The sequence below is a fragment of the Neobacillus sp. BP17 genome, from assembly GCF_059579525.1.
On sequence record NZ_CM184198.1, the window covers coordinates 1,993,156 to 2,010,496 of the forward strand.

Genomic DNA, 17,341 nt, shown 5'->3' on the forward strand with positions numbered 1-17,341 from the left:
AACTATTAAGTACTTAAAAAAACTTGAAATAACACTTTTCCTCTAACTTCAATACTGCTCGAGACCTGCGTGCCAGGTCTGGTGGGTTCGATTCCCACGCAGTCCCGCCAATTATGGATTTTCATCATTTACATAATTTCTCATGTTGAAAGTGTTGTTTGATCTTTGTTCAACAATCTGGCCCAATTGTTGAACAAGGATTGTAGTTAATTATGGTTTTACATATTGATACATGGAAGAATAAGACTTTATCATTATCTTTACTAATCAACTGCCCCAGTTCGTTTTATTTCTATCGTTATATTTGGTTTGAACTTTAATCTGGAATACTTTTCTCTCAAATCTTCTTCATTAGTATTGGAATATTTTCGAATACTTTTTATTTTTCTTCCAATGCCAATTGGATCAATTTCTAATTTCCTAAACACCTCAAGAATATCCCCTAATTCTTTGTTTAGTTCTTCCTCAAGTATTTGCTCCAATTTTTTTATGGATTCCTTATTTTTAAAAGTCACAGCAGGCTGTAATTCTATAGTTGAAACTGAAATAGTGGCGTTTAGGTTTACCGCCTCTTCTTTAGAAAATTCAATTTTTCCACGGTACTTTATTGGGCGAATGGTAATATTAAATTTATCTCCTTTTATCTTTTCGACTAGTGTTACTCCCTTTTTTTCTAAAACCTCAACAGGAATGTTAAATGTTATATCTCCCAAAAAAGCATCTCTTTTAGTGAATAATTTTATGAACAAGGTTTTTTTCAAAGAGATAGAACCCACCATTTTATCACCCTTAAATAATGCAACACTATTGATATAGGGGGCTACACCCTTCTTATTCGCTATAATAGGTAAGGTAGGATCGATACCAATATCATATAGTGAGGAGAAAAAATCGTGCAAGTTGGAGTCTATTAACATTTCCTTCCTTTCGTGTTTATCTAATAATTGGTAAATATATGATCCCATGTCAGGGAATTCTTCATAGTTATTATTATTAATCGTATCCTCAGCATTGTTTGTAATTGCCAAAAATATTAAAGACCCAATGCTGGTGTCACGTTGCATGGTATCTAAAAAAGAAGCAATTCCTAACATTTCAGTCATATCTTTATCAAATAATATTGTCCTTAGTTGTCCAGAAGTAATGTCGTGGCTTGTCTGTTGTTCTAACCTTTGTCTTATTTGTTTGCTTGTCGTTCCGACGGCAGAAATGGTTACACTTGTCTTTTCTTCTTTACGGTCGAATTGTAACAAGCTAATTGTACCTTTGTATGTATCCTCATCAAGTAAGTCATAACCAATAATTGTTGAAATCCCTTGCCTTTCTAATGTTTTATCAGGGGGCATACATGCAGTGCAGAGAAGGGAACACAATAGAATAAAACATTTTTTCATTTTTTCAACTCCGTTAAGAACGTGAAAAGATTTTAGATTTAATGATTGAAATGAAATATAAGAATATCGGATAGATAAACCATAGGTAAAAGCCAACCTGACTAACTTGATCAAAAAAAAGGTTATTGTCGACTCTTTTTGTGATAAAAAGACTGGTTATAAGAATGATGATAGAAATTACCCATATTCCGTGTTTTTGTTTTAAGTGAAATATTTGTTTAACTCCTTTTGAAGAAATAAATAGGTATGTACATAAATTCGGAAAAATGACTATTATCCATAATGAAACGGCTATAAATTCAAAACGCTCAATAAATGGAAAATGGACAGAACTTATCATACTGACAATAGGCCAGATATGCCTTTCTAATTCTTTTGGGCTGAAAAATAATATAGAAATAACAGTTGAAAATAAAATAAGGAGGGTGGTAAACCAAACTGCTAATTGACTGAAAAAAAGTATTTTATTTTTCTCCTTTATAAAGGGAAAAATAAAATATAAAGTCTCAAAACCCAACATGGTATAACTACTTTTAAAGACTCCTTTCATCAATTCTGAAGGGGAAGCAGACAGGATGGGTAAAATTCTAGTAAACTTTATGGAATCTAGTGGTTGATACATCACAAATACCAGCCATATAGTCATTATAAAGGATAAGAAGCATATCCCTGCAATTACTCTGAATCCACCTGATACTGCATAAATGGTTAGTAATAATAGTACTAAAGTGGCTCCCCATTCATAAAACCCTTCATAGCCCCATGTTAGGGACAATTCTATATAACCAATGATGATAGAGTAATTGGCTGCAATGAAGTAAATGACAATAAAGGTATTGATGATACTACCTAGAAAGCGACCAAACAAAATTTCGTGTATTTCATAAAGATTACAGTTTTCATATTTATTTAGTAAGCTAATCATAATCCAAGTGATAAGACTAATGTATAGACCAGATAGTAAAATGGACATCCATGCATCTTGCTTAGCTTCAAGATAAATTATTCTAGGAACACCAAGGATGCCCATCCCAATTTGCGAAGTGTGTATGATAAAGAAAGCAATATAGGCGTTTACAAAACTAATATTTGATTTCATTATCCACCTCAAAATTCATCCAAATCTTTTTCTGTTTTTTTAGATTTCCACCTGGTGCGGATTGCATTTAATGGACGATTGACAATAGGACGTTTCATATAAAAATGATGTGGGAGACGTATTAAGAAATATTTTAAATCCTCGATCCTAAACGGGTATAAAGGTGCAAGATAAGGTTTGTTTAATGATGTTAATTTTAACAAGTGGACCATCAGTACACAGACACCGATAATAATTCCATTTAATCCCCAAATACCTGCTAGAATGATGAAAGGAAATCTGGCAACTCTTATAGCAGTTCCCATTTCATAAATTGGAGCCATAAACGCCCCCAATGCACTAAATGCCACAATAATAATTAGAATATTACTAGTCAAGCCCGCCTCAACAGTTGCTTGGCCAATAACAATCCCTCCAACAATTCCCATTGTTTGACCTACTTTTGAAGGAAGGCGTGCCCCTGCTTCTCTAAGTAATTCAATTAAAAATTCCAATAAAAGTGCTTCTAGCAAAGGGGGGAAAGGAACTTGTGAACGGGATTGACCAATTATTATTAACAATTTAGATGGAATAAGTTCAAAGTGATAGGTAATGGTTGCAACATAGAATGCTGTAAAGAGGAGTGACCCAACCATAGCAAATAATCGTATAAATCTAATAAAAGTACTTAAGGACCATCTTAAATAAATATCTTCTGTTGATTCAAAAAATGATAAAAAATTAGCAGGTCCTATAATGGCAACGGGACTTCTATCTATTAGAACACCAATCCTTCCGTTTAAAATAGAATAGAGGAATCGATCGGGCAACTCTGTTAATATAAACTGTGGAAAAAACGAGTAATGATTATCTTCAAGACATTGTGCTAATACTGAACTGTCACTTATATCGTCAGTTTTTATTTTTTCAAACCTTTCCTTAAGTGTTTTAAGTATGTCATCATCCGCTATATCTTTAATATATATAATTCTTACTTGCTTTTTAGCACGTTCTCCTATTTCTAGTTCATCTGTACACAAATTAGAATCTTTTAGATTTTGTCTTATAATTTTTATATTTGAAGTTAATGATTCTGTAAATGATATTTTAGGACCGTATACCAATGATTCTGTTTCAGCTTTCTCGATAGACCTTTCAATAGGGTTAGTGCAATTTACCATAAATGCTTTACTTTCGACTGATAAGTAAATATAAACGAATCCCTTTAAGAGGGAAGAGATAACCTCTTGTTCATCAAAGTTTGTCTTTACTTCGTCCATTGGTATGTTTTTCAATAAGTAAGAGAAAGTTATGTATTCTATTGGAAGTTGTTGAATGTATTTAATTACATACTCATTTAGAAACTCATGTTTAATTAAATTTTTCATAAAAATAACTTCGAGACAATCTCCACCAACTTCAAGTGTTCTACACATTAAGTCTGGTGATTCGTTTAGGATGTATTTAATTTTTTCATAGTTAGGGCAGTTATTTTTATTTAGATGGATTTTCAATTGAAACATATCCTTCAATAGATTTTTTTTAGTATTTGAAGTAGGCATTTATTTTATACTTGTTTTAACAAAGAAGTAAGGATTGACCTTTGAATGTTTATTTGTATTGAACAGAAAGTGATTTCTGGGACTAAAAACTGTGTGGAAACAGCATTAGTAGCTGTGTACTGTAAAGAGGGTGAATAAAAACCTCACTTAGATACAGTACGGAGAACCGTATCATGAATAACGGTAAACTAAAATCATTTTTGGTGATAAGGATTGTTTATGATTTTGTATAAAACTATATGGTGAGCGATAGTTTAAAGCATTACTTCAGTTGGAGTATTGCACTCTTTTGTTGAACGCACCCGTTGAAAAAGACACAATATGTTTTATTTAGCTGTGTTAACGTTCATGTTCTCTCACGGACCAATTTATGTTTTTATATTTTTAGTCAAATGTAAATTATTCTTCAACTAAACTGCCCCGTTAGAACAAAATGAAAAGATCGCCGCAGCGATCTCCGTACTTAAACACTTGCACCCGTTAGCCAGCCATGAAGCGCAAAAATCAGCGCTTCACTACAGAGAATGAAAATGGGTTGGAACCGTAAATACTGATTCTACGGCTGGGAGAGGAAGGTCAATGAACTATGGTGCGTTAGAGCCCATCCGTTAGTCTGACTCCACCGACCACGGTGCACCACTGACTGTCGCTCCCTTACGGGAAGCACACATGGTAGATTAATCCTATTCTGGTTGTTGCACCAGCCTCTAATTATAATGATCGCCGTAGAAAGGATGTTTTCAATGGATGTAGTCATTGAAAGAGCATGCGGTATGGATGTCCATAAGGACAATATTACTGCCTGTATTTTGACACCTGAAGGAAAGGAGACTCAAATGTTCTCTACTAAAACTGTATTTCTATTACAGTTGGTTGACTGGATTAAACAACATAATTGTACTCATGTCGCCATGGAGAGCACGAGTGTTTATTGGAAGCCTATTGTGAATTTACTAGAAGCCGAGGATATTGAGTTTTTAGTGGTGAATGCCCAACATATGAAGGCAGTTCCAGGACGAAAGACAGATGTAAAGGATGCAGAATGGATCGCCAAACTTCTTCGCCATGGACTACTTAAAGCTAGTTATATCCCTGACCGAAATCAACGTGAATTGCGTGAACTCGTTCGCTATCGTCGAAGTATTATCGAGGAGCGTGCCAGACAACATAATCTAATCCAAAAGGTATTAGAAGGCGCGAACATTAAGTTGGGATCTGTGGTTTCAGATGTGTTGGGTGTTTCAGCACGAGATATGCTTGATGCCATTGCCGATGGTGAAGAGGACCCTGAAAAACTAGCAAACTTCGTTCGACGCAGCATGAAGAAGAAAGAAGAACTGGAACTCGCCCTAAAAGGCTATATCAATTCACATCAACGCCTCATGTTAAAAACCATTTTAGGTCATATTGATTTTCTTACTGAGCAAATCGAGATGCTTGATACGGAAGTTGCGGACAGAGTCAGCTCTCATCAAGAAGATGTATCACGATTGGATTCGATTCCTGGTATAGCGACCAGAATGGCTGAGCAAATTCTATCCGAAATTGGGACTGATGTGAAGAAATAATTCCCAACTGCAGCTCATATGTGTTCTTGGGCAGGATTAGTTCCTGGGCAAAATGAAAGTGCCGGAAAAAGAAAATCAGCCAAAACTAAAAAAGGAAATAAGTATTTAAGATCGGCGTTAACCGAAGCAGCTCATTCAGTAAGAGGATCCAAAAACTATCTCGGAGCACTGTATAGACGTACAGCATCCCGAAAGGGTAAGAAACGTGCTGGTATTGTAGTTGCTCACGCAATGTTACGTATCTCTTATTATTTCTTAACCCGAAAAGAAATGTATGTAGACCTAGGCGAAGACAACTTTGATAAGCAGAGACAACAATATATCGTTCGGCATTCACTGAGACGACTCGAAAGCTTAGGATACACCGTTACGTTGGAAGAACCTAAAGCATCTTAATCCAGTCACGATTCAAAATGAATGAGCTGCGTCTATTTTAGTATTGCCATTTTACGAATATTACAGAAGTTAATTTTCATGGTAGTTTAAAAACCATTTCTCCCGCGGTATAGGAAAGTATTCACCAGCGACAAGTTCTGGAGGTACGGCTTTGTCAATTCGTAAAAGGTCGTCTGAACTTAAATTCAGGTCAAGTGAACCGAGTGAATCCTGAAGTTGTGATCTCTTTCTTGCTCCAACTAATGGGATAACATCTTTACCCCGAGATAGAACCCATGCGATAGCAAGCTGCGCAACAGTTACTTGCTTTTCTTTAGCAATTTCACGCAAGGACTCTACAAGGGCTAGGTTCTTTTCAAGGTTTTCATTGGTAAACCGCGGCGCATTAACGCGCTTATCATCTGAACCTAGTACTCTCTCTTTAGACCATGTACCACTCAGTAACCCTCTAGAGAGAACACCATAAGCCGAAAGCGAAATGCCTAATTCCCGTAAAGTAGGCAAAATAGTGGTCTCAATACCCCTATTAAATAGTGAGTATTCCATTTGCAGCCAACTAATAGAATGTACAGCGTGTGCGCGACGAATTGTATCTACTCCTACTTCAGAAAGACCAATATAACGCACATATCCCTTCTTTACCATATCGGCAATGGCACCAACCGTTTCTTCAATTGGTACGTTTGGATCGATGCAGGCTGTGCCTGGTTGATAAAGATCGATGTATTCAACACCTAGGCGCAGTAGGGTATCCTCAAGGAAATTCTTTACTGTATGAGGGTGGTTATCACTCTTTCGATGACTCTTGCCCTGAGAATGGAGCTTGCCATCGAATTTTCTGAAATGAACACATTTTCCCGTTGGATTCCTTGGAATGCTTCACGTAGAAGTAATTCATTGTGTCCATCGCCATAGAAATCCCCTGTATCAAAGAGTGTAATGCCTTCCTCAAGTGCTGAGTGGATTGTTGCAATGCTTTCGCTACGTTCAGCATTTACCATATAGCCATATTCAGAAAGAGTTTTAAGGTATCTCATACAGTTGAAGGGCTAAGTTATCTTGTATTGTTTCTGGAGGATGTGAAAAAAGAGTCTGGTAAGAAGCCTTCAATCATACTAGAAGCTACTGGGCACTATCAAACACCTGTCGTTCATTATTTGGAAGAACGAGGTTATTTATTAATTATTATCAACCCCTTGATTTCATACAAGGCAAGAGGATCAAGTTTAAGAAAAGTAAAGACAGATGCCGTAGATGCCTTTGCCACCAATTACTTCTGATTGAATCATATAATTGTAAAAGATAAGCCTATTATACCAACGTTTTCAAATGATTCTGTGATAATCAGATTCACTTTACAACCTTGACAGAGTTGAGCTCACCTAATTATTTATTTTGATTTCTGATTATCCTGTTTTCTTTTAGTTTAATTTCAGGTCATAATGGTCAATGATGACCTAAATGACTAAAAGATAATTATAAAAAGGCGCCTTTTTTATATTTCAAAATAAATATGGTTTGGTGCTTTGGTGCCATGCTTGGTGCCCAAATTTTTAATATTAAAGACACATGAAAACACTAGGAAGTAAGAAACCATGATTTATCAGCACTTGAAGATACATGGAGATATCAGAAAAACAGGTGTCAGCAAACTTCAAAACTGCTCGAGACCTGCTTGCCAGGTCTGGTGGGTCCGATTCTCACGCAGTCCCGCCATAAAAGTTGATTTATCAAGGTCTTTGTAGATTTACTTGAATAAAGTTTTTACATATTCCTTCACAGTCTCACCTCTATCTACTGACAAGACTGTAGAGGGGCTGTTGGCGAAACTGTAGAGAACAATTCCTGTAACCTCCAAATAATTATTTTTTGGAGGTTATTTTTATGCAGACCAAGATTCGCCCAAATAGGTTAAGCCGAACCTAGGGAAGATTAGAGAGGGCAGCAAAATGAAACCCAAAACTGAATCAAATATCCTGACATTGGATGAGCTGTTTGATAAATTTATGACTGTTAAGAAAACAGAGGGGGTAGCATCTTTTGTATATTTACAGTATCTTTACAATTAAGCTCTTGAAATCAATTAAATTTAAAACTAATATATAAGCAAATAGTTATATATTGATTTGAAGGAGACTATGCAATTATTAGGTCATCTTTGACATATGAACAATATCAAAATAAGAGGAGGTGTTCTTCATGTTGAAATCAGTGGTTGATATAGAGCGATCAGCAAACATATTAAAACTATTAGGGGATAAAACAAGATTATCCATTGTTGCGATGTTGAAACAACGGGAATGCTGTGTTTGTGAGTTTCTTGAAGTGTTCGAAATGAGTCAACCATCCATTAGTCAGCACCTTCGAAAATTAAAAGATGCTGGAATGGTAAAGGAAGAACGAAGAGGACAGTGGATTTACTATTCCCTTAATCAACAAATTGAGGTATATGGAATGATACAAGATATTTTAAAGCATGTACCTGATCAAACAGAAAAAATCAAAATGATTGAAAAAAACAATCCCACATTCCGATGTGGTTGTTAGTTTTATTTAATTAGGGAGTGAGAAAATGAGTAAGACAGAAAAGAAACGTCTATCGTTCCTGGACCGATACCTAACACTTTGGATTTTTCTTGCTATGGCAATCGGAATAGGATTAGGGTTTGTCTCTCCAGGTTTTGTCGATAGTATGAACAGCTTGCAGATAGGAACAACATCGATTCCACTTGCCATTGGTTTGATTTTAATGATGTATCCTCCATTGGCGAAAGTTCGTTATGAGGAGATAGGGCGTGTATTTAAAGATGTAAAAGTATTAGTATTATCCCTTGTACAAAACTGGATCATTGGACCAGTTCTTATGTTTTTATTAGCCATTATTTTTCTTCCTGATAAACCAGAATATATGGTAGGTCTTATTATGATCGGTTTAGCTCGATGTATTGCAATGGTCATTGTATGGAATGATCTTGCAAAGGGTGATACGGAATATGCAGCAGGTTTAGTGGCATTCAACTCTATTTTCCAAATGTTGTTCTTCTCTGTTTATGCATATGTGTTTGTAACCATCATCCCTGAATTGATTGGAATCCAGGGGGCAGTAGTAAACATTACGATGATTGAAGTGGCTAAATCTGTTTTCATCTATCTTGGAATTCCTTTTATAGCTGGAATGATTACACGTTTTACAATGGTAAAGGCTAAAGGCAGAAAATGGTACGAGAAAGTGTTTATTCCTAAAATCAGTCCTATTACATTAATTGCTTTACTTTTTACGATTATCCTTATGTTCTCATTAAAAGGGGACACTATTGTGAGCTTGCCATTAGACGTAGTTCGTATTGCAATTCCTTTATTAATTTACTTTGTAATAATGTTCTTTGTTTCCTTTTTCATGGGAAGGAAGATAGGAGCAAATTATCCTGTTACCACAACCCTTGCTTTTACTGCTGGAAGTAATAACTTTGAATTAGCAATTGCGGTAGCTGTTGGTGTATTTGGTATCCATTCTGGTGCAGCTTTTGCAGCAGTCATTGGACCACTTGTAGAAGTGCCAGTGATGATTGCTTTAGTAAACGTGGCTTTATGGTTCAAAAGAAAATACTTTAAAGAACATGCAGCCTAAAACTAATAATAAAGGTGGAAATCAACATGGAAAACAAAAAAACAATCTATTTCTTATGTACTGGTAACTCATGCCGTAGCCAAATGGCAGAAGGTTGGGCTATAAAGCATCTAAGTGAGGAGTGGGAAGTGAAAAGTGCTGGGCTTGAAGCACACGGATTAAACCCTAATGCAGTAAAAGCAATGACAGAAGTGGGAATCGATATTTCAAACCAGACATCTGATGTTATCGACCCTGAAATTTTAAACAATGCTGATTTGGTTGTTACGCTATGCGGACATGCAGCAGAACACTGCCCAGTAACTCCTCCACATGTAAAACGAGAACACTGGGGATTTGATGACCCTGCTAAGGCAGAAGGAAGTGAAGAAGAAAAATGGGCATTCTTTCAACGTGTTCGAGATGAAATCGGAGATCGCATTAAGCGTTTTGCTGAAACTGGTGAGTAAGAGGATTGGATAGCCAGGAGATTTTATACTCTCCTGGCTTTAATTTTTAAGCAATTTTATTACTTTATTATAAAGAAGTGGATTAAAATAAATAGGTAAAACAAGCAGGAGGAAATGGACATGAAAATCACTGATGAAGCACGTGATGAATTTAAAAAAATGTTCAAAAAAGAGAATGCTAAAAACATTCGTATCTTTTTTGATGGCTTTGGCTGAGGACAGCCGAGGATTGGACTGGCTCTGGATGAGCCAGAAGCAGACGATATAATCGTCACTATAAATGATATAAAAGTAGCAATTGACCCAATTATTGAACCCAACACCGAAGACCTTATCCTTGATCGTAGTGGAAATGGTTATGGAATTTCGATGATCGGTAATACGGGAAGATGCTGTTAGAAAAGACCTTTACTGGTCTTTTTTTAATTTATCTGTTAGTTCATAAAATGCAGCTAAGAATTGTTGATAAGTTTGGGAGCCGTATTCCTCGATGTTGTAATGGAAAAATAGCTCCATGGCAATTTCTTTTGCTTGCTCAATCGTACAATTTCGTGAAAGTCTAATTAGGTTTAAATAAGATAAAAAATACTCTTTCTTTAATGCACCTGCATGATTCACGGTCATACAATTATCCCCCTATAAAAAGGGTCTCTACTTAAAATGAGACCCTTCATTTGATCATTAAAGTATTTCAAGAACAGCATTTAGTTGTATTTTTGCTTTGAGTAGTCGTTGAGCAACACTGCTCCACTTTTTCAACTGTCGGTTCAGGAGTACAACAAGAAGAAGCATTTTCACTGTTAACTTCAACATCTGCTTTTGTATAGAAAAACTCCCACTCGTTTCCATCAGGGTCAAGAACCCAAAATTTATCTTGGAGAGCATAGCAACATGTGGTGTTTATTTCTTCGTATTGTGTACGAATACCGTTTGCTTCGAGTCTATTCTTGTGAGCACTAACCTCATCTGTGCTTTCAACCTGAATACCAAAATGTCCTACTTGATTTCCACTTACTTTATCTCGAAGATTAAGGGTAAAGTTTAATCCTGGTGTTTCAAGAAGAAACTTTGCATAATCAGGCTTTACTTTAACTGGTTCAACTCCAAAAACTTTACTGTAGAACTCGATGGATTTTTCTAGGTTAGTAACATTAAGACCAATATGTGCATATTTCATTTAAATTTCCTCCTAATAATTTAATTAATCATCAATAATATGATTGGGATTTATTTAATAAGCAACGGTTTAACAAGCGCAACTGCAGCAATTTGGTTGTACTCTTGATGAATTTCGACCTTCATTCCATTTCTTTATGACTTTTTCAAGAAATGTTTCCTTATGGAAATCTGCAAATTTCCAAGCATTTCGGGCTTTTATTTCCGCTTCCTCCTGACGTAATTTCATGATTTGATATACTCCATACTCGTTAAACATGATGAATCCCCCCCTATTAATCAAAGAAATAAAAAATTAAAACAGGTATGCTTGAAAGTTGGTAAAGTGGGATAGTAAGTTCAATCGGAAAATTTATCGACTTTGAAAAAATCCCTCCTTTCAAATACTTGCAATTTGCAAGTATTTATTTTATTAAAAGAGCAAGTGATTCTTGCTCAAATTAATGGTTTACAACAAACAGTGGATTTTGACATTGCTTCGTTAAGTAATTTGACTGATTTAATAACCATTTCACGTTCAAATTCGCTCATATGTGAAAATACTTCATTTAAATATTGATTCATTTCCGCATCAATTTTAGCAGCAACATAATTTCCTTGTGTAGTTAAAGTAAGTATTGAAACACGTCTATCATCAGGAAGAGGCGCTTTTTTAACTAGTTCCATCTTTACTAGTGTTTGGATTTGGCGACTAAAAGTGGTTATATCCATCCCCAGAGTATCAGCAACCTGTTGCATGGAAGGTTTATCATGACGTAGAATTTCATAAAGGATATGACTCTGTACAAGAGAAATTTCAGTTTCACCTATTTGACAACAGTTTTTATTTAAAAGACCAAATCGCCTTGTCATAACTTGGAACAATTCTCTCACGTTTTCCATTTTTTCACCTCTGATTTATTTATATACAAATTATTTGCAAAATGCAACCAATATTTGTTTGGAAATTAAAAATTTTTTATATATTGGTTGTAAGCAGATAAAAATCTAGGGGATAAAGTAATGAAAGAGGAATATAGAACAAGACTGGCTTCAATAAATGATCAGGAATCGATTTTGAAAATTTATAATCAGGGAATTGAAGATAAGATAGCCACGTTGGAGGAAGACCAAAAATCGTTTATCATTTCCTCACTCGTGGATGGCGTTTTTATTTGTACAAAAATTAAAGAAAGCCCTATATACAAGGGCCCATTTGTCGTGTAAAGTATCGATAGTTAATTAATTCTTAGAGTTTTCCTCAATTTTATGAATATACACGACACCGCTCGTTAGAACTGAGCCATTTGTTTCACCGCAATGTGGGCAATTTATATTCTCACGCACTTTGCCTCCAGGGACATTCATTTCCGTAACTTGGAAATAAAACTCTTTTTCACATTTTTTGCAGTTCAACAAAAGACATCCCTCCGTGTATTTTATTAGTAACTCAATGTATATATTCGCTAAGTTGTAAGCGTTATCCTTTTTAAAATCATTTATTTGTCGGAATTATTGAGGATATTACGAATATACCTACCGGGGGAATATAATAGAATGAACGCGGTATTTTGGGATATGTGCGGGTAATGGTGCGAGATATGGAAGAAATAACGCTATGTACTATTGATTTTGACCACCGTCATTATTTTGCATATGCTGTTTTACCTCAAAGTATAATAAAAAAGCTAATAAAACTAAAGGAATCGAGAACACAGTGATGACAAACCAGCCTGTGTTTATAAAATGAGAGTATATCCAAGAATACATGAAGAGCACCTCCTATTTCTAGAGTGTCCGAAACGTATCCAATTAATCAACAGCAAGGGACCATAATCGGAGAGGCCTTAACGAAACCAATGAGTGTCTGTCAATAAGAGGTTGCAGAGACGATCCTTTTTTCTTGTTGCAATACTTTGTGAGTGGAATAAGTTATTGATTTAGCTAAATGAGCCTGCAATTGTTTTATAAACCACACAATCATATAATTGTATGAAAAAGGATGCGTATCATGCCGATTAATTCGTTTGAAAACTATCCGATGAGCTGGAAGCCATCGATTGATAAAACAAAAAAGCCAATTTATCAAACACTTGCAGGGCAATTGGAACAAGATATTTTAAACGGTGTTTTATTACCCGGAACAAAGCTTCCCCCACAGCGCGAATTGGCCGATTATTTAGATTTAAATTTGAGTACCATTTCAAAAGCATTAAAAGTGTGTGAGTTAAAGGGATTGATAAGTGCCTCTGTGGGAAGTGGCACATTTGTATCATTTGATGCGTTATCGAATTCGTATTTACTTGAAGATACAAAGCCGAAGCATTTAATTGAAATGGGAGCGACACTACCAGATAATGCTTCATACGAGCTACTACTACTCCAACTGAAAAATATGCTTCAAGAGCCTGATTATGCAAAATGGTTTGGGTATGGTCGAGCAGGGGAAAGCCTCTGGCAAAAGGTTGCAGCACAAAAGCTAATCCGAAGAGGTGGATTTGAAACAACCGTTGATCGAATTTTATTTGCAAATGGTGGTCAAAATGCGATTGCTGCTACATTAGCAAGTCTTTGTAAGCCTGGAGATCGCATTGGTGCTGACCACCATACCTACCCTGGCTTAAAAACGATTGCCGCGATGCTTAGTGTGCAAATAGTCCCGATAAAGTCAGAGAATGATGAAATGAGTCCAAATGCCTTTGAATATGCCTGTAAAAATGACCATATTAAAGGCATATATTTAATTCCAGATTATCATAATCCAACAGCTTCCTGTTTGTCTGTCGAGAACCGAAAAACGATTGCAGCAATTGCCAAAAAGTATAATCAGTTCATTATCGAAGATGGGACCTATCAACTCCTCAACGAAAATCCAATTCCAGCAGTAGCATCATTTGCTCCAGAACAGGTTATCTATATTGCGAGTTTATCGAAATCAATAGCACCGGGGTTACGCCTAGCCTATGTAGCCGTGCCGAGTCGATTCAAGAAGCCAATTTCAAAGGCACTTTATAATCTTAATATATCGGTTTCCCCATTATTAGCAGAACTGTCGGCACGTACGATTGTATCAAATCAATTTGAAAACATCATTAAGAGTCATCGGAAACAAACGATTCGTAGAAACCAAGTCGTAAATCAATATTTGTCAGACTATACCTGTTTAGGTACTGAAGCAGGCATTTTTCGTTGGTTACGATTACCAGGCAAAATCACAGGTGTGGAATTTGAAAAGGTAGCTGCCCAGCATGGGGTACAAGTGTTTGCGGCAGAACGTTTTGTAGTTGGAAATAGTTGTCCAGAGCGTGCTGTAAGAATTGCAGTAAGTGCAACAGAAACACTCGAAGAGCTTGAGCAAGGATTGATCATTCTCAAAGGTTTACTAAACGATTATACCTAATTGAATTTGCTTTACATTCATAATATTGTTTGCCATACAATTATATTGTTGTATGGTTTTTTTGCGTGTGTTAAGATGTTCTGAAAAAGTAACTGAAAATTCAGCGTATTCTAACGTGAAGTTAGTTATTATTAAAAAGGAATGATGAAAAGTGGAAAATAAATTTGCTGATAGAACTAATTTAGTAAAACCTTCTGAGACACGTGAAATATTAAAAGTAACCGAAAGACCAGAGGTTATCTCTTTTGCAGGAGGCTTGCCAGCTCCAGAGTTGTTCCCTGTAGAAGCTCTTAAGAATTCATGCAATGCAGTATTGAATGAAGAAGGTGCGGCTTCTCTTCAATATAGTACGACTGAAGGATATATTCCTTTAAGAGAAGCTATTAATCAAAGAATGAAAGGTATGAAAATCAACTCTACTATTGATAAAATTCTGATCACATCAGGATCCCAGCAAGCAATCGATCTTACTGGAAGAATATTTATCAATGAGGGAGATACGATTATTTGTGAAAGCCCAACCTACCTTGCAGCAATAAATGCATTCAAGTCATACAAACCCAAATTTGTTGAAGTAGTTATGGATGATGATGGGATGGTTATGAAAGAGCTAGAGAAAAAGCTGAAAGAGCATCCTAATACGAAATTTATCTATACAATTCCAGATTTCCAAAACCCTACAGGTCGTACATTAAAGCTAGAAAGACGAAAGAAAATGATAGAGCTTGCAAATCAATATGATGTACTAATTGTAGAGGATAATCCTTATGGAGCGATTAGATTTGCTGGGGAGACACTCCCGCCTGTAAAATATTTTGACACAGAGGGCAGAGTAATTTATATCAGCACCTTTTCTAAGATTTTTACTCCCGGTCTTCGACTCGGGTGGATTTGTGCAGATGAAACTTTTATTGAAAAGTATGTTGCTTTTAAGCAAACAGCTGATTTACATACTGATAGCTTTGCTCAAAGAATTACAGCAAAATATTTGGAACTTTACAATATCGAAGAGCACATTAATAAAATCAAAGCGGTTTATAAAGAAAGATGTACAGTTATGTTATCTTGCATTGAGGAATTTTTTCCAAAGAATTTGTCCTATAGTAAGCCAGAAGGTGGATTATTTATTTGGGTTGAGCTTCCTAAGTCAGTTGATTCTAGGGGATTATTCGCTGAATGCTTGGCAAATAATGTTGCGTTTGTTCCTGGCTCACCATTTTTTCCGAATGGAACAGAGAACAATGCTTTACGTTTAAATTATTCGAATATGCCTATAGAGAAAATTAGGGAAGGTATGAAGCGTTTGGGGGAAGTACTCCATCGTAAACTAGAAAAGGAAACAATTCTTTTATGATTCAGTGTTTATTGGACTGGGAACTGTGTTAATTGTTAGAAAATGATGGTCCGAATCTAATACCTAAGCCCTCTAAAATCACATTTTTTATTACTTCTGTTTCTGATAACGGATTAAAACAACCCAGTCCATGTTCACTCCTTTTGTGAACATGGACTGGGTTTTCCTTTTTCAAACAAAAATTATTGTACTTCTAAATCTTTTACTGTTTCACCTTCAATTAACACCGGTTGATAATAGGTTTCGTTCGGTAAATCCTTCTTTCCTTGTAGTTTCTTAATGACCCACTCAGCTGCATCGCGTCCCATTTGTTCTTGAGGGTGTGTCAAAGTAGTTAGTTTGATATTTGCATTTTTTGCTATATACGAATTGTCTTGACCAATAATTGATAATTTGTCTGGAACAGAAATATCAAGTTGTCTGCATACATTTGCTACTTCCAATCCTACTTCGTCGTTATAGCAAACAATTGCGGTCAACACATCTCTATTTTCCTTTAGAAACTCCTTCAAGTTAGTGTATAGGTCCAACTTCGTTTCCGTATTATACGATAGCACGTGTTCTGGTTGAAATCGTAATTTGGCTTCTCCTAGCGCTTTTATATACCCTTTCATTCGATACTTTCCTTGTAAATCATCCGTTTTTGCAATGATTCCAATTTTTGTGTGTCCTTTTGAAATCAATTCATTTGTTGAAAGATAGCTGGACTTTACATCATCGAGACAAAGGAAAGGAACATCTAATTCTTCATAATAAGCATTGATCATGATGAAAGGAACATCCTGTTCCTTGAACGATAGGTAGTAAGCAATATTGGGATTGTATAGATTGCTTTTCGTAGGTTCAACAATCAAACCATCTACTCCAAATGACAACATCATTTCCAAAGCTTTTTTTTCTTGTTCGACACAATTATTTGTACTAGCTAATAATAGCGAATAATTATCCTCATTCAATCTCCCTTCAATTCCACGAATAATGGAGGGGAAAATGTAATCAGAAATATAGGTCGTGATTACCCCGATTGTTTTATTATTAGAATTTCCACCAGATTTTGATTGATATTGGTTGCTAACATAAGTGCCAGATCCTTTTTCGCTTCTTAAGAAGCCCTCGTTCGATAGTTCTAAAATAGCCTTCCGAACAGTGTGTCGACTAACTTTGTACTCTTCTTGCAAGGTGGTTTCAGTAGGAATTTGTTCTCCCACGCTGTAATCTCCTGAAAGAATCTTACTTTTTATATCATCAATGATGACCTGATATTTTGGTTTCATTTAATTCACTTCTTTCAAAGTTGTTTGCAGTCAAATTTTTTAGTCGAAATATTTGTATGGACATATTTTACCATGTTTTTTCA

General features: G+C 35.7%; 18 protein-coding genes and 1 pseudogene. 8 read left to right on the forward strand and 11 right to left on the reverse strand.

The features are described 5' to 3' along the window. Window positions 1-263: 263 nt before the first annotated feature. Genes AC4QJR_RS09605 through AC4QJR_RS09615 form a run of 3 tightly spaced genes read right to left on the reverse strand, consistent with a single transcriptional unit; the run spans window position 264 to window position 3,995 of the window. Window positions 264-1,394: a Ger(x)C family spore germination protein gene (locus AC4QJR_RS09605; protein ID WP_251456042.1), complete on the reverse strand. Its 1,131-nt coding sequence runs from the start codon at window positions 1,392-1,394 to the stop codon at window positions 264-266. A 13-nt stretch (window positions 1,395-1,407) separates the two neighbouring features. Then, the gene (locus AC4QJR_RS09610) at window positions 1,408-2,493 is read right to left on the reverse strand and encodes a GerAB/ArcD/ProY family transporter (RefSeq protein ID WP_496525986.1); all 1,086 of its coding nucleotides are present in this window, start codon (window positions 2,491-2,493) and stop codon (window positions 1,408-1,410) included. Between the two features lie 8 nt (window positions 2,494-2,501). Continuing rightward, entirely contained in the window at window positions 2,502-3,995 is a 1,494-nt protein-coding gene (locus AC4QJR_RS09615; RefSeq protein ID WP_496525987.1) for a spore germination protein, read from the reverse strand. 782 nt (window positions 3,996-4,777) lie between these two features. Here AC4QJR_RS09615 and AC4QJR_RS09620 point away from each other — a divergent pair. Next, a pseudogene (locus AC4QJR_RS09620) lies at window positions 4,778-5,998 on the forward strand (IS110 family RNA-guided transposase). Between the two features lie 69 nt (window positions 5,999-6,067). Here the strand turns inward: AC4QJR_RS09620 and AC4QJR_RS09625 are convergent. Further along, window positions 6,068-6,874 (reverse strand): aldo/keto reductase, encoded by an 807-nt coding sequence (locus AC4QJR_RS09625; RefSeq protein WP_496526649.1) that lies wholly within the window; start codon window positions 6,872-6,874, stop codon window positions 6,068-6,070. Then, on the reverse strand, window positions 6,766-6,999 hold the full coding sequence (locus AC4QJR_RS09630; protein WP_496525988.1) for an aldo/keto reductase: 234 nt from the start codon (window positions 6,997-6,999) through the stop codon (window positions 6,766-6,768). The genes AC4QJR_RS09625 and AC4QJR_RS09630 overlap by 109 nt, the downstream gene beginning before the upstream one ends. Here AC4QJR_RS09630 and AC4QJR_RS09635 point away from each other — a divergent pair. The 4 genes from AC4QJR_RS09635 to arsC all read left to right on the forward strand — a co-directional run bounded on the left by AC4QJR_RS09635 (window position 6,958) and on the right by arsC (window position 10,075). After that, window positions 6,958-7,278, forward strand: a complete 321-nt coding sequence (locus AC4QJR_RS09635; RefSeq protein WP_496525989.1) for an IS110 family transposase — start codon at window positions 6,958-6,960, stop codon at window positions 7,276-7,278. The two genes, AC4QJR_RS09630 and AC4QJR_RS09635, sit on opposite strands and share 42 nt — an antisense overlap. Window positions 7,279-8,197: 919 nt before the next feature. Continuing rightward, entirely contained in the window at window positions 8,198-8,545 is a 348-nt protein-coding gene (locus tag AC4QJR_RS09640; protein WP_496525990.1) for an ArsR/SmtB family transcription factor, read from the forward strand. 25 nt (window positions 8,546-8,570) lie between these two features. Then, window positions 8,571-9,626 carry an ACR3 family arsenite efflux transporter gene (gene arsB, locus AC4QJR_RS09645; RefSeq protein WP_496525991.1) on the forward strand — a complete coding sequence of 352 codons (1,056 nt, stop codon included), beginning with the start codon at window positions 8,571-8,573 and terminating at the stop codon, window positions 9,624-9,626. A 26-nt stretch (window positions 9,627-9,652) separates the two neighbouring features. Then, window positions 9,653-10,075 carry an arsenate reductase (thioredoxin) gene (arsC, locus tag AC4QJR_RS09650; protein ID WP_496525992.1) on the forward strand — a complete coding sequence of 141 codons (423 nt, stop codon included), beginning with the start codon at window positions 9,653-9,655 and terminating at the stop codon, window positions 10,073-10,075. A 408-nt stretch (window positions 10,076-10,483) separates the two neighbouring features. Here arsC and AC4QJR_RS09655 read toward each other — a convergent pair whose 3' ends face one another. The 4 genes from AC4QJR_RS09655 to AC4QJR_RS09670 all read right to left on the reverse strand — a co-directional run bounded on the left by AC4QJR_RS09655 (window position 10,484) and on the right by AC4QJR_RS09670 (window position 12,133). After that, window positions 10,484-10,699 carry a hypothetical protein gene (locus tag AC4QJR_RS09655; protein ID WP_375377418.1) on the reverse strand — a complete coding sequence of 72 codons (216 nt, stop codon included), beginning with the start codon at window positions 10,697-10,699 and terminating at the stop codon, window positions 10,484-10,486. Between the two features lie 67 nt (window positions 10,700-10,766). Then, the gene (locus AC4QJR_RS09660) at window positions 10,767-11,252 is read right to left on the reverse strand and encodes an ArsI/CadI family heavy metal resistance metalloenzyme (RefSeq protein WP_496525993.1); all 486 of its coding nucleotides are present in this window, start codon (window positions 11,250-11,252) and stop codon (window positions 10,767-10,769) included. 69 nt (window positions 11,253-11,321) lie between these two features. After that, window positions 11,322-11,510: a hypothetical protein gene (locus AC4QJR_RS09665; RefSeq protein WP_496525994.1), complete on the reverse strand. Its 189-nt coding sequence runs from the start codon at window positions 11,508-11,510 to the stop codon at window positions 11,322-11,324. A gap of 176 nt (window positions 11,511-11,686) precedes the next feature. Then, complete coding sequence (locus tag AC4QJR_RS09670) at window positions 11,687-12,133, reverse strand: MarR family winged helix-turn-helix transcriptional regulator (RefSeq protein ID WP_098575123.1); 447 nt, start codon at window positions 12,131-12,133, stop codon at window positions 11,687-11,689. A 120-nt stretch (window positions 12,134-12,253) separates the two neighbouring features. On the opposite strand from AC4QJR_RS09670, the gene AC4QJR_RS09675 reads away from it, so the two are divergent. Continuing rightward, window positions 12,254-12,457, forward strand: coding sequence for a hypothetical protein (locus tag AC4QJR_RS09675; RefSeq protein ID WP_496525995.1), 204 nt, complete (start codon window positions 12,254-12,256; stop codon window positions 12,455-12,457). 396 nt (window positions 12,458-12,853) lie between these two features. Here the strand turns inward: AC4QJR_RS09675 and AC4QJR_RS09680 are convergent, their stop codons facing one another. After that, entirely contained in the window at window positions 12,854-13,000 is a 147-nt protein-coding gene (locus AC4QJR_RS09680) for a hypothetical protein (protein ID WP_375376113.1), read from the reverse strand. Between the two features lie 241 nt (window positions 13,001-13,241). Between AC4QJR_RS09680 and AC4QJR_RS09685 the strand changes: the two genes are divergently transcribed. Together AC4QJR_RS09685 and AC4QJR_RS09690 are read left to right on the forward strand one after the other, a co-directional pair. Next, window positions 13,242-14,630 carry an aminotransferase-like domain-containing protein gene (locus AC4QJR_RS09685; RefSeq protein WP_496525996.1) on the forward strand — a complete coding sequence of 463 codons (1,389 nt, stop codon included), beginning with the start codon at window positions 13,242-13,244 and terminating at the stop codon, window positions 14,628-14,630. A 151-nt stretch (window positions 14,631-14,781) separates the two neighbouring features. Further along, window positions 14,782-15,984: an aminotransferase-like domain-containing protein gene (locus tag AC4QJR_RS09690; RefSeq protein ID WP_496525997.1), complete on the forward strand. Its 1,203-nt coding sequence runs from the start codon at window positions 14,782-14,784 to the stop codon at window positions 15,982-15,984. 182 nt (window positions 15,985-16,166) lie between these two features. Here AC4QJR_RS09690 and AC4QJR_RS09695 read toward each other — a convergent pair whose 3' ends face one another. Then, window positions 16,167-17,258 carry a GntR family transcriptional regulator gene (locus AC4QJR_RS09695; protein WP_496525998.1) on the reverse strand — a complete coding sequence of 364 codons (1,092 nt, stop codon included), beginning with the start codon at window positions 17,256-17,258 and terminating at the stop codon, window positions 16,167-16,169. Window positions 17,259-17,341: the final 83 nt, after the last annotated feature.

Coding starts and splice junctions, on each gene's coding strand:
- AC4QJR_RS09630 (WP_496525988.1), bottom strand. CDS start 6,999: ATGGTAAATGCTGAACGTAGCGAAAGCATTGCAACAATCCACTCAGCA.
- AC4QJR_RS09685 (WP_496525996.1), top strand. CDS start 13,242: ATGCCGATTAATTCGTTTGAAAACTATCCGATGAGCTGGAAGCCATCG.
- arsB (WP_496525991.1), top strand. CDS start 8,571: ATGAGTAAGACAGAAAAGAAACGTCTATCGTTCCTGGACCGATACCTA.
- AC4QJR_RS09605 (WP_251456042.1), bottom strand. CDS start 1,394: ATGAAAAAATGTTTTATTCTATTGTGTTCCCTTCTCTGCACTGCATGT.
- AC4QJR_RS09615 (WP_496525987.1), bottom strand. CDS start 3,995: ATGTTTCAATTGAAAATCCATCTAAATAAAAATAACTGCCCTAACTAT.
- arsC (WP_496525992.1), top strand. CDS start 9,653: ATGGAAAACAAAAAAACAATCTATTTCTTATGTACTGGTAACTCATGC.
- AC4QJR_RS09640 (WP_496525990.1), top strand. CDS start 8,198: ATGTTGAAATCAGTGGTTGATATAGAGCGATCAGCAAACATATTAAAA.
- AC4QJR_RS09695 (WP_496525998.1), bottom strand. CDS start 17,258: ATGAAACCAAAATATCAGGTCATCATTGATGATATAAAAAGTAAGATT.
- AC4QJR_RS09675 (WP_496525995.1), top strand. CDS start 12,254: ATGAAAGAGGAATATAGAACAAGACTGGCTTCAATAAATGATCAGGAA.
- AC4QJR_RS09660 (WP_496525993.1), bottom strand. CDS start 11,252: ATGAAATATGCACATATTGGTCTTAATGTTACTAACCTAGAAAAATCC.
- AC4QJR_RS09665 (WP_496525994.1), bottom strand. CDS start 11,510: ATGTTTAACGAGTATGGAGTATATCAAATCATGAAATTACGTCAGGAG.
- AC4QJR_RS09680 (WP_375376113.1), bottom strand. CDS start 13,000: ATGTATTCTTGGATATACTCTCATTTTATAAACACAGGCTGGTTTGTC.
- AC4QJR_RS09610 (WP_496525986.1), bottom strand. CDS start 2,493: ATGAAATCAAATATTAGTTTTGTAAACGCCTATATTGCTTTCTTTATC.
- AC4QJR_RS09655 (WP_375377418.1), bottom strand. CDS start 10,699: ATGACCGTGAATCATGCAGGTGCATTAAAGAAAGAGTATTTTTTATCT.
- AC4QJR_RS09670 (WP_098575123.1), bottom strand. CDS start 12,133: ATGGAAAACGTGAGAGAATTGTTCCAAGTTATGACAAGGCGATTTGGT.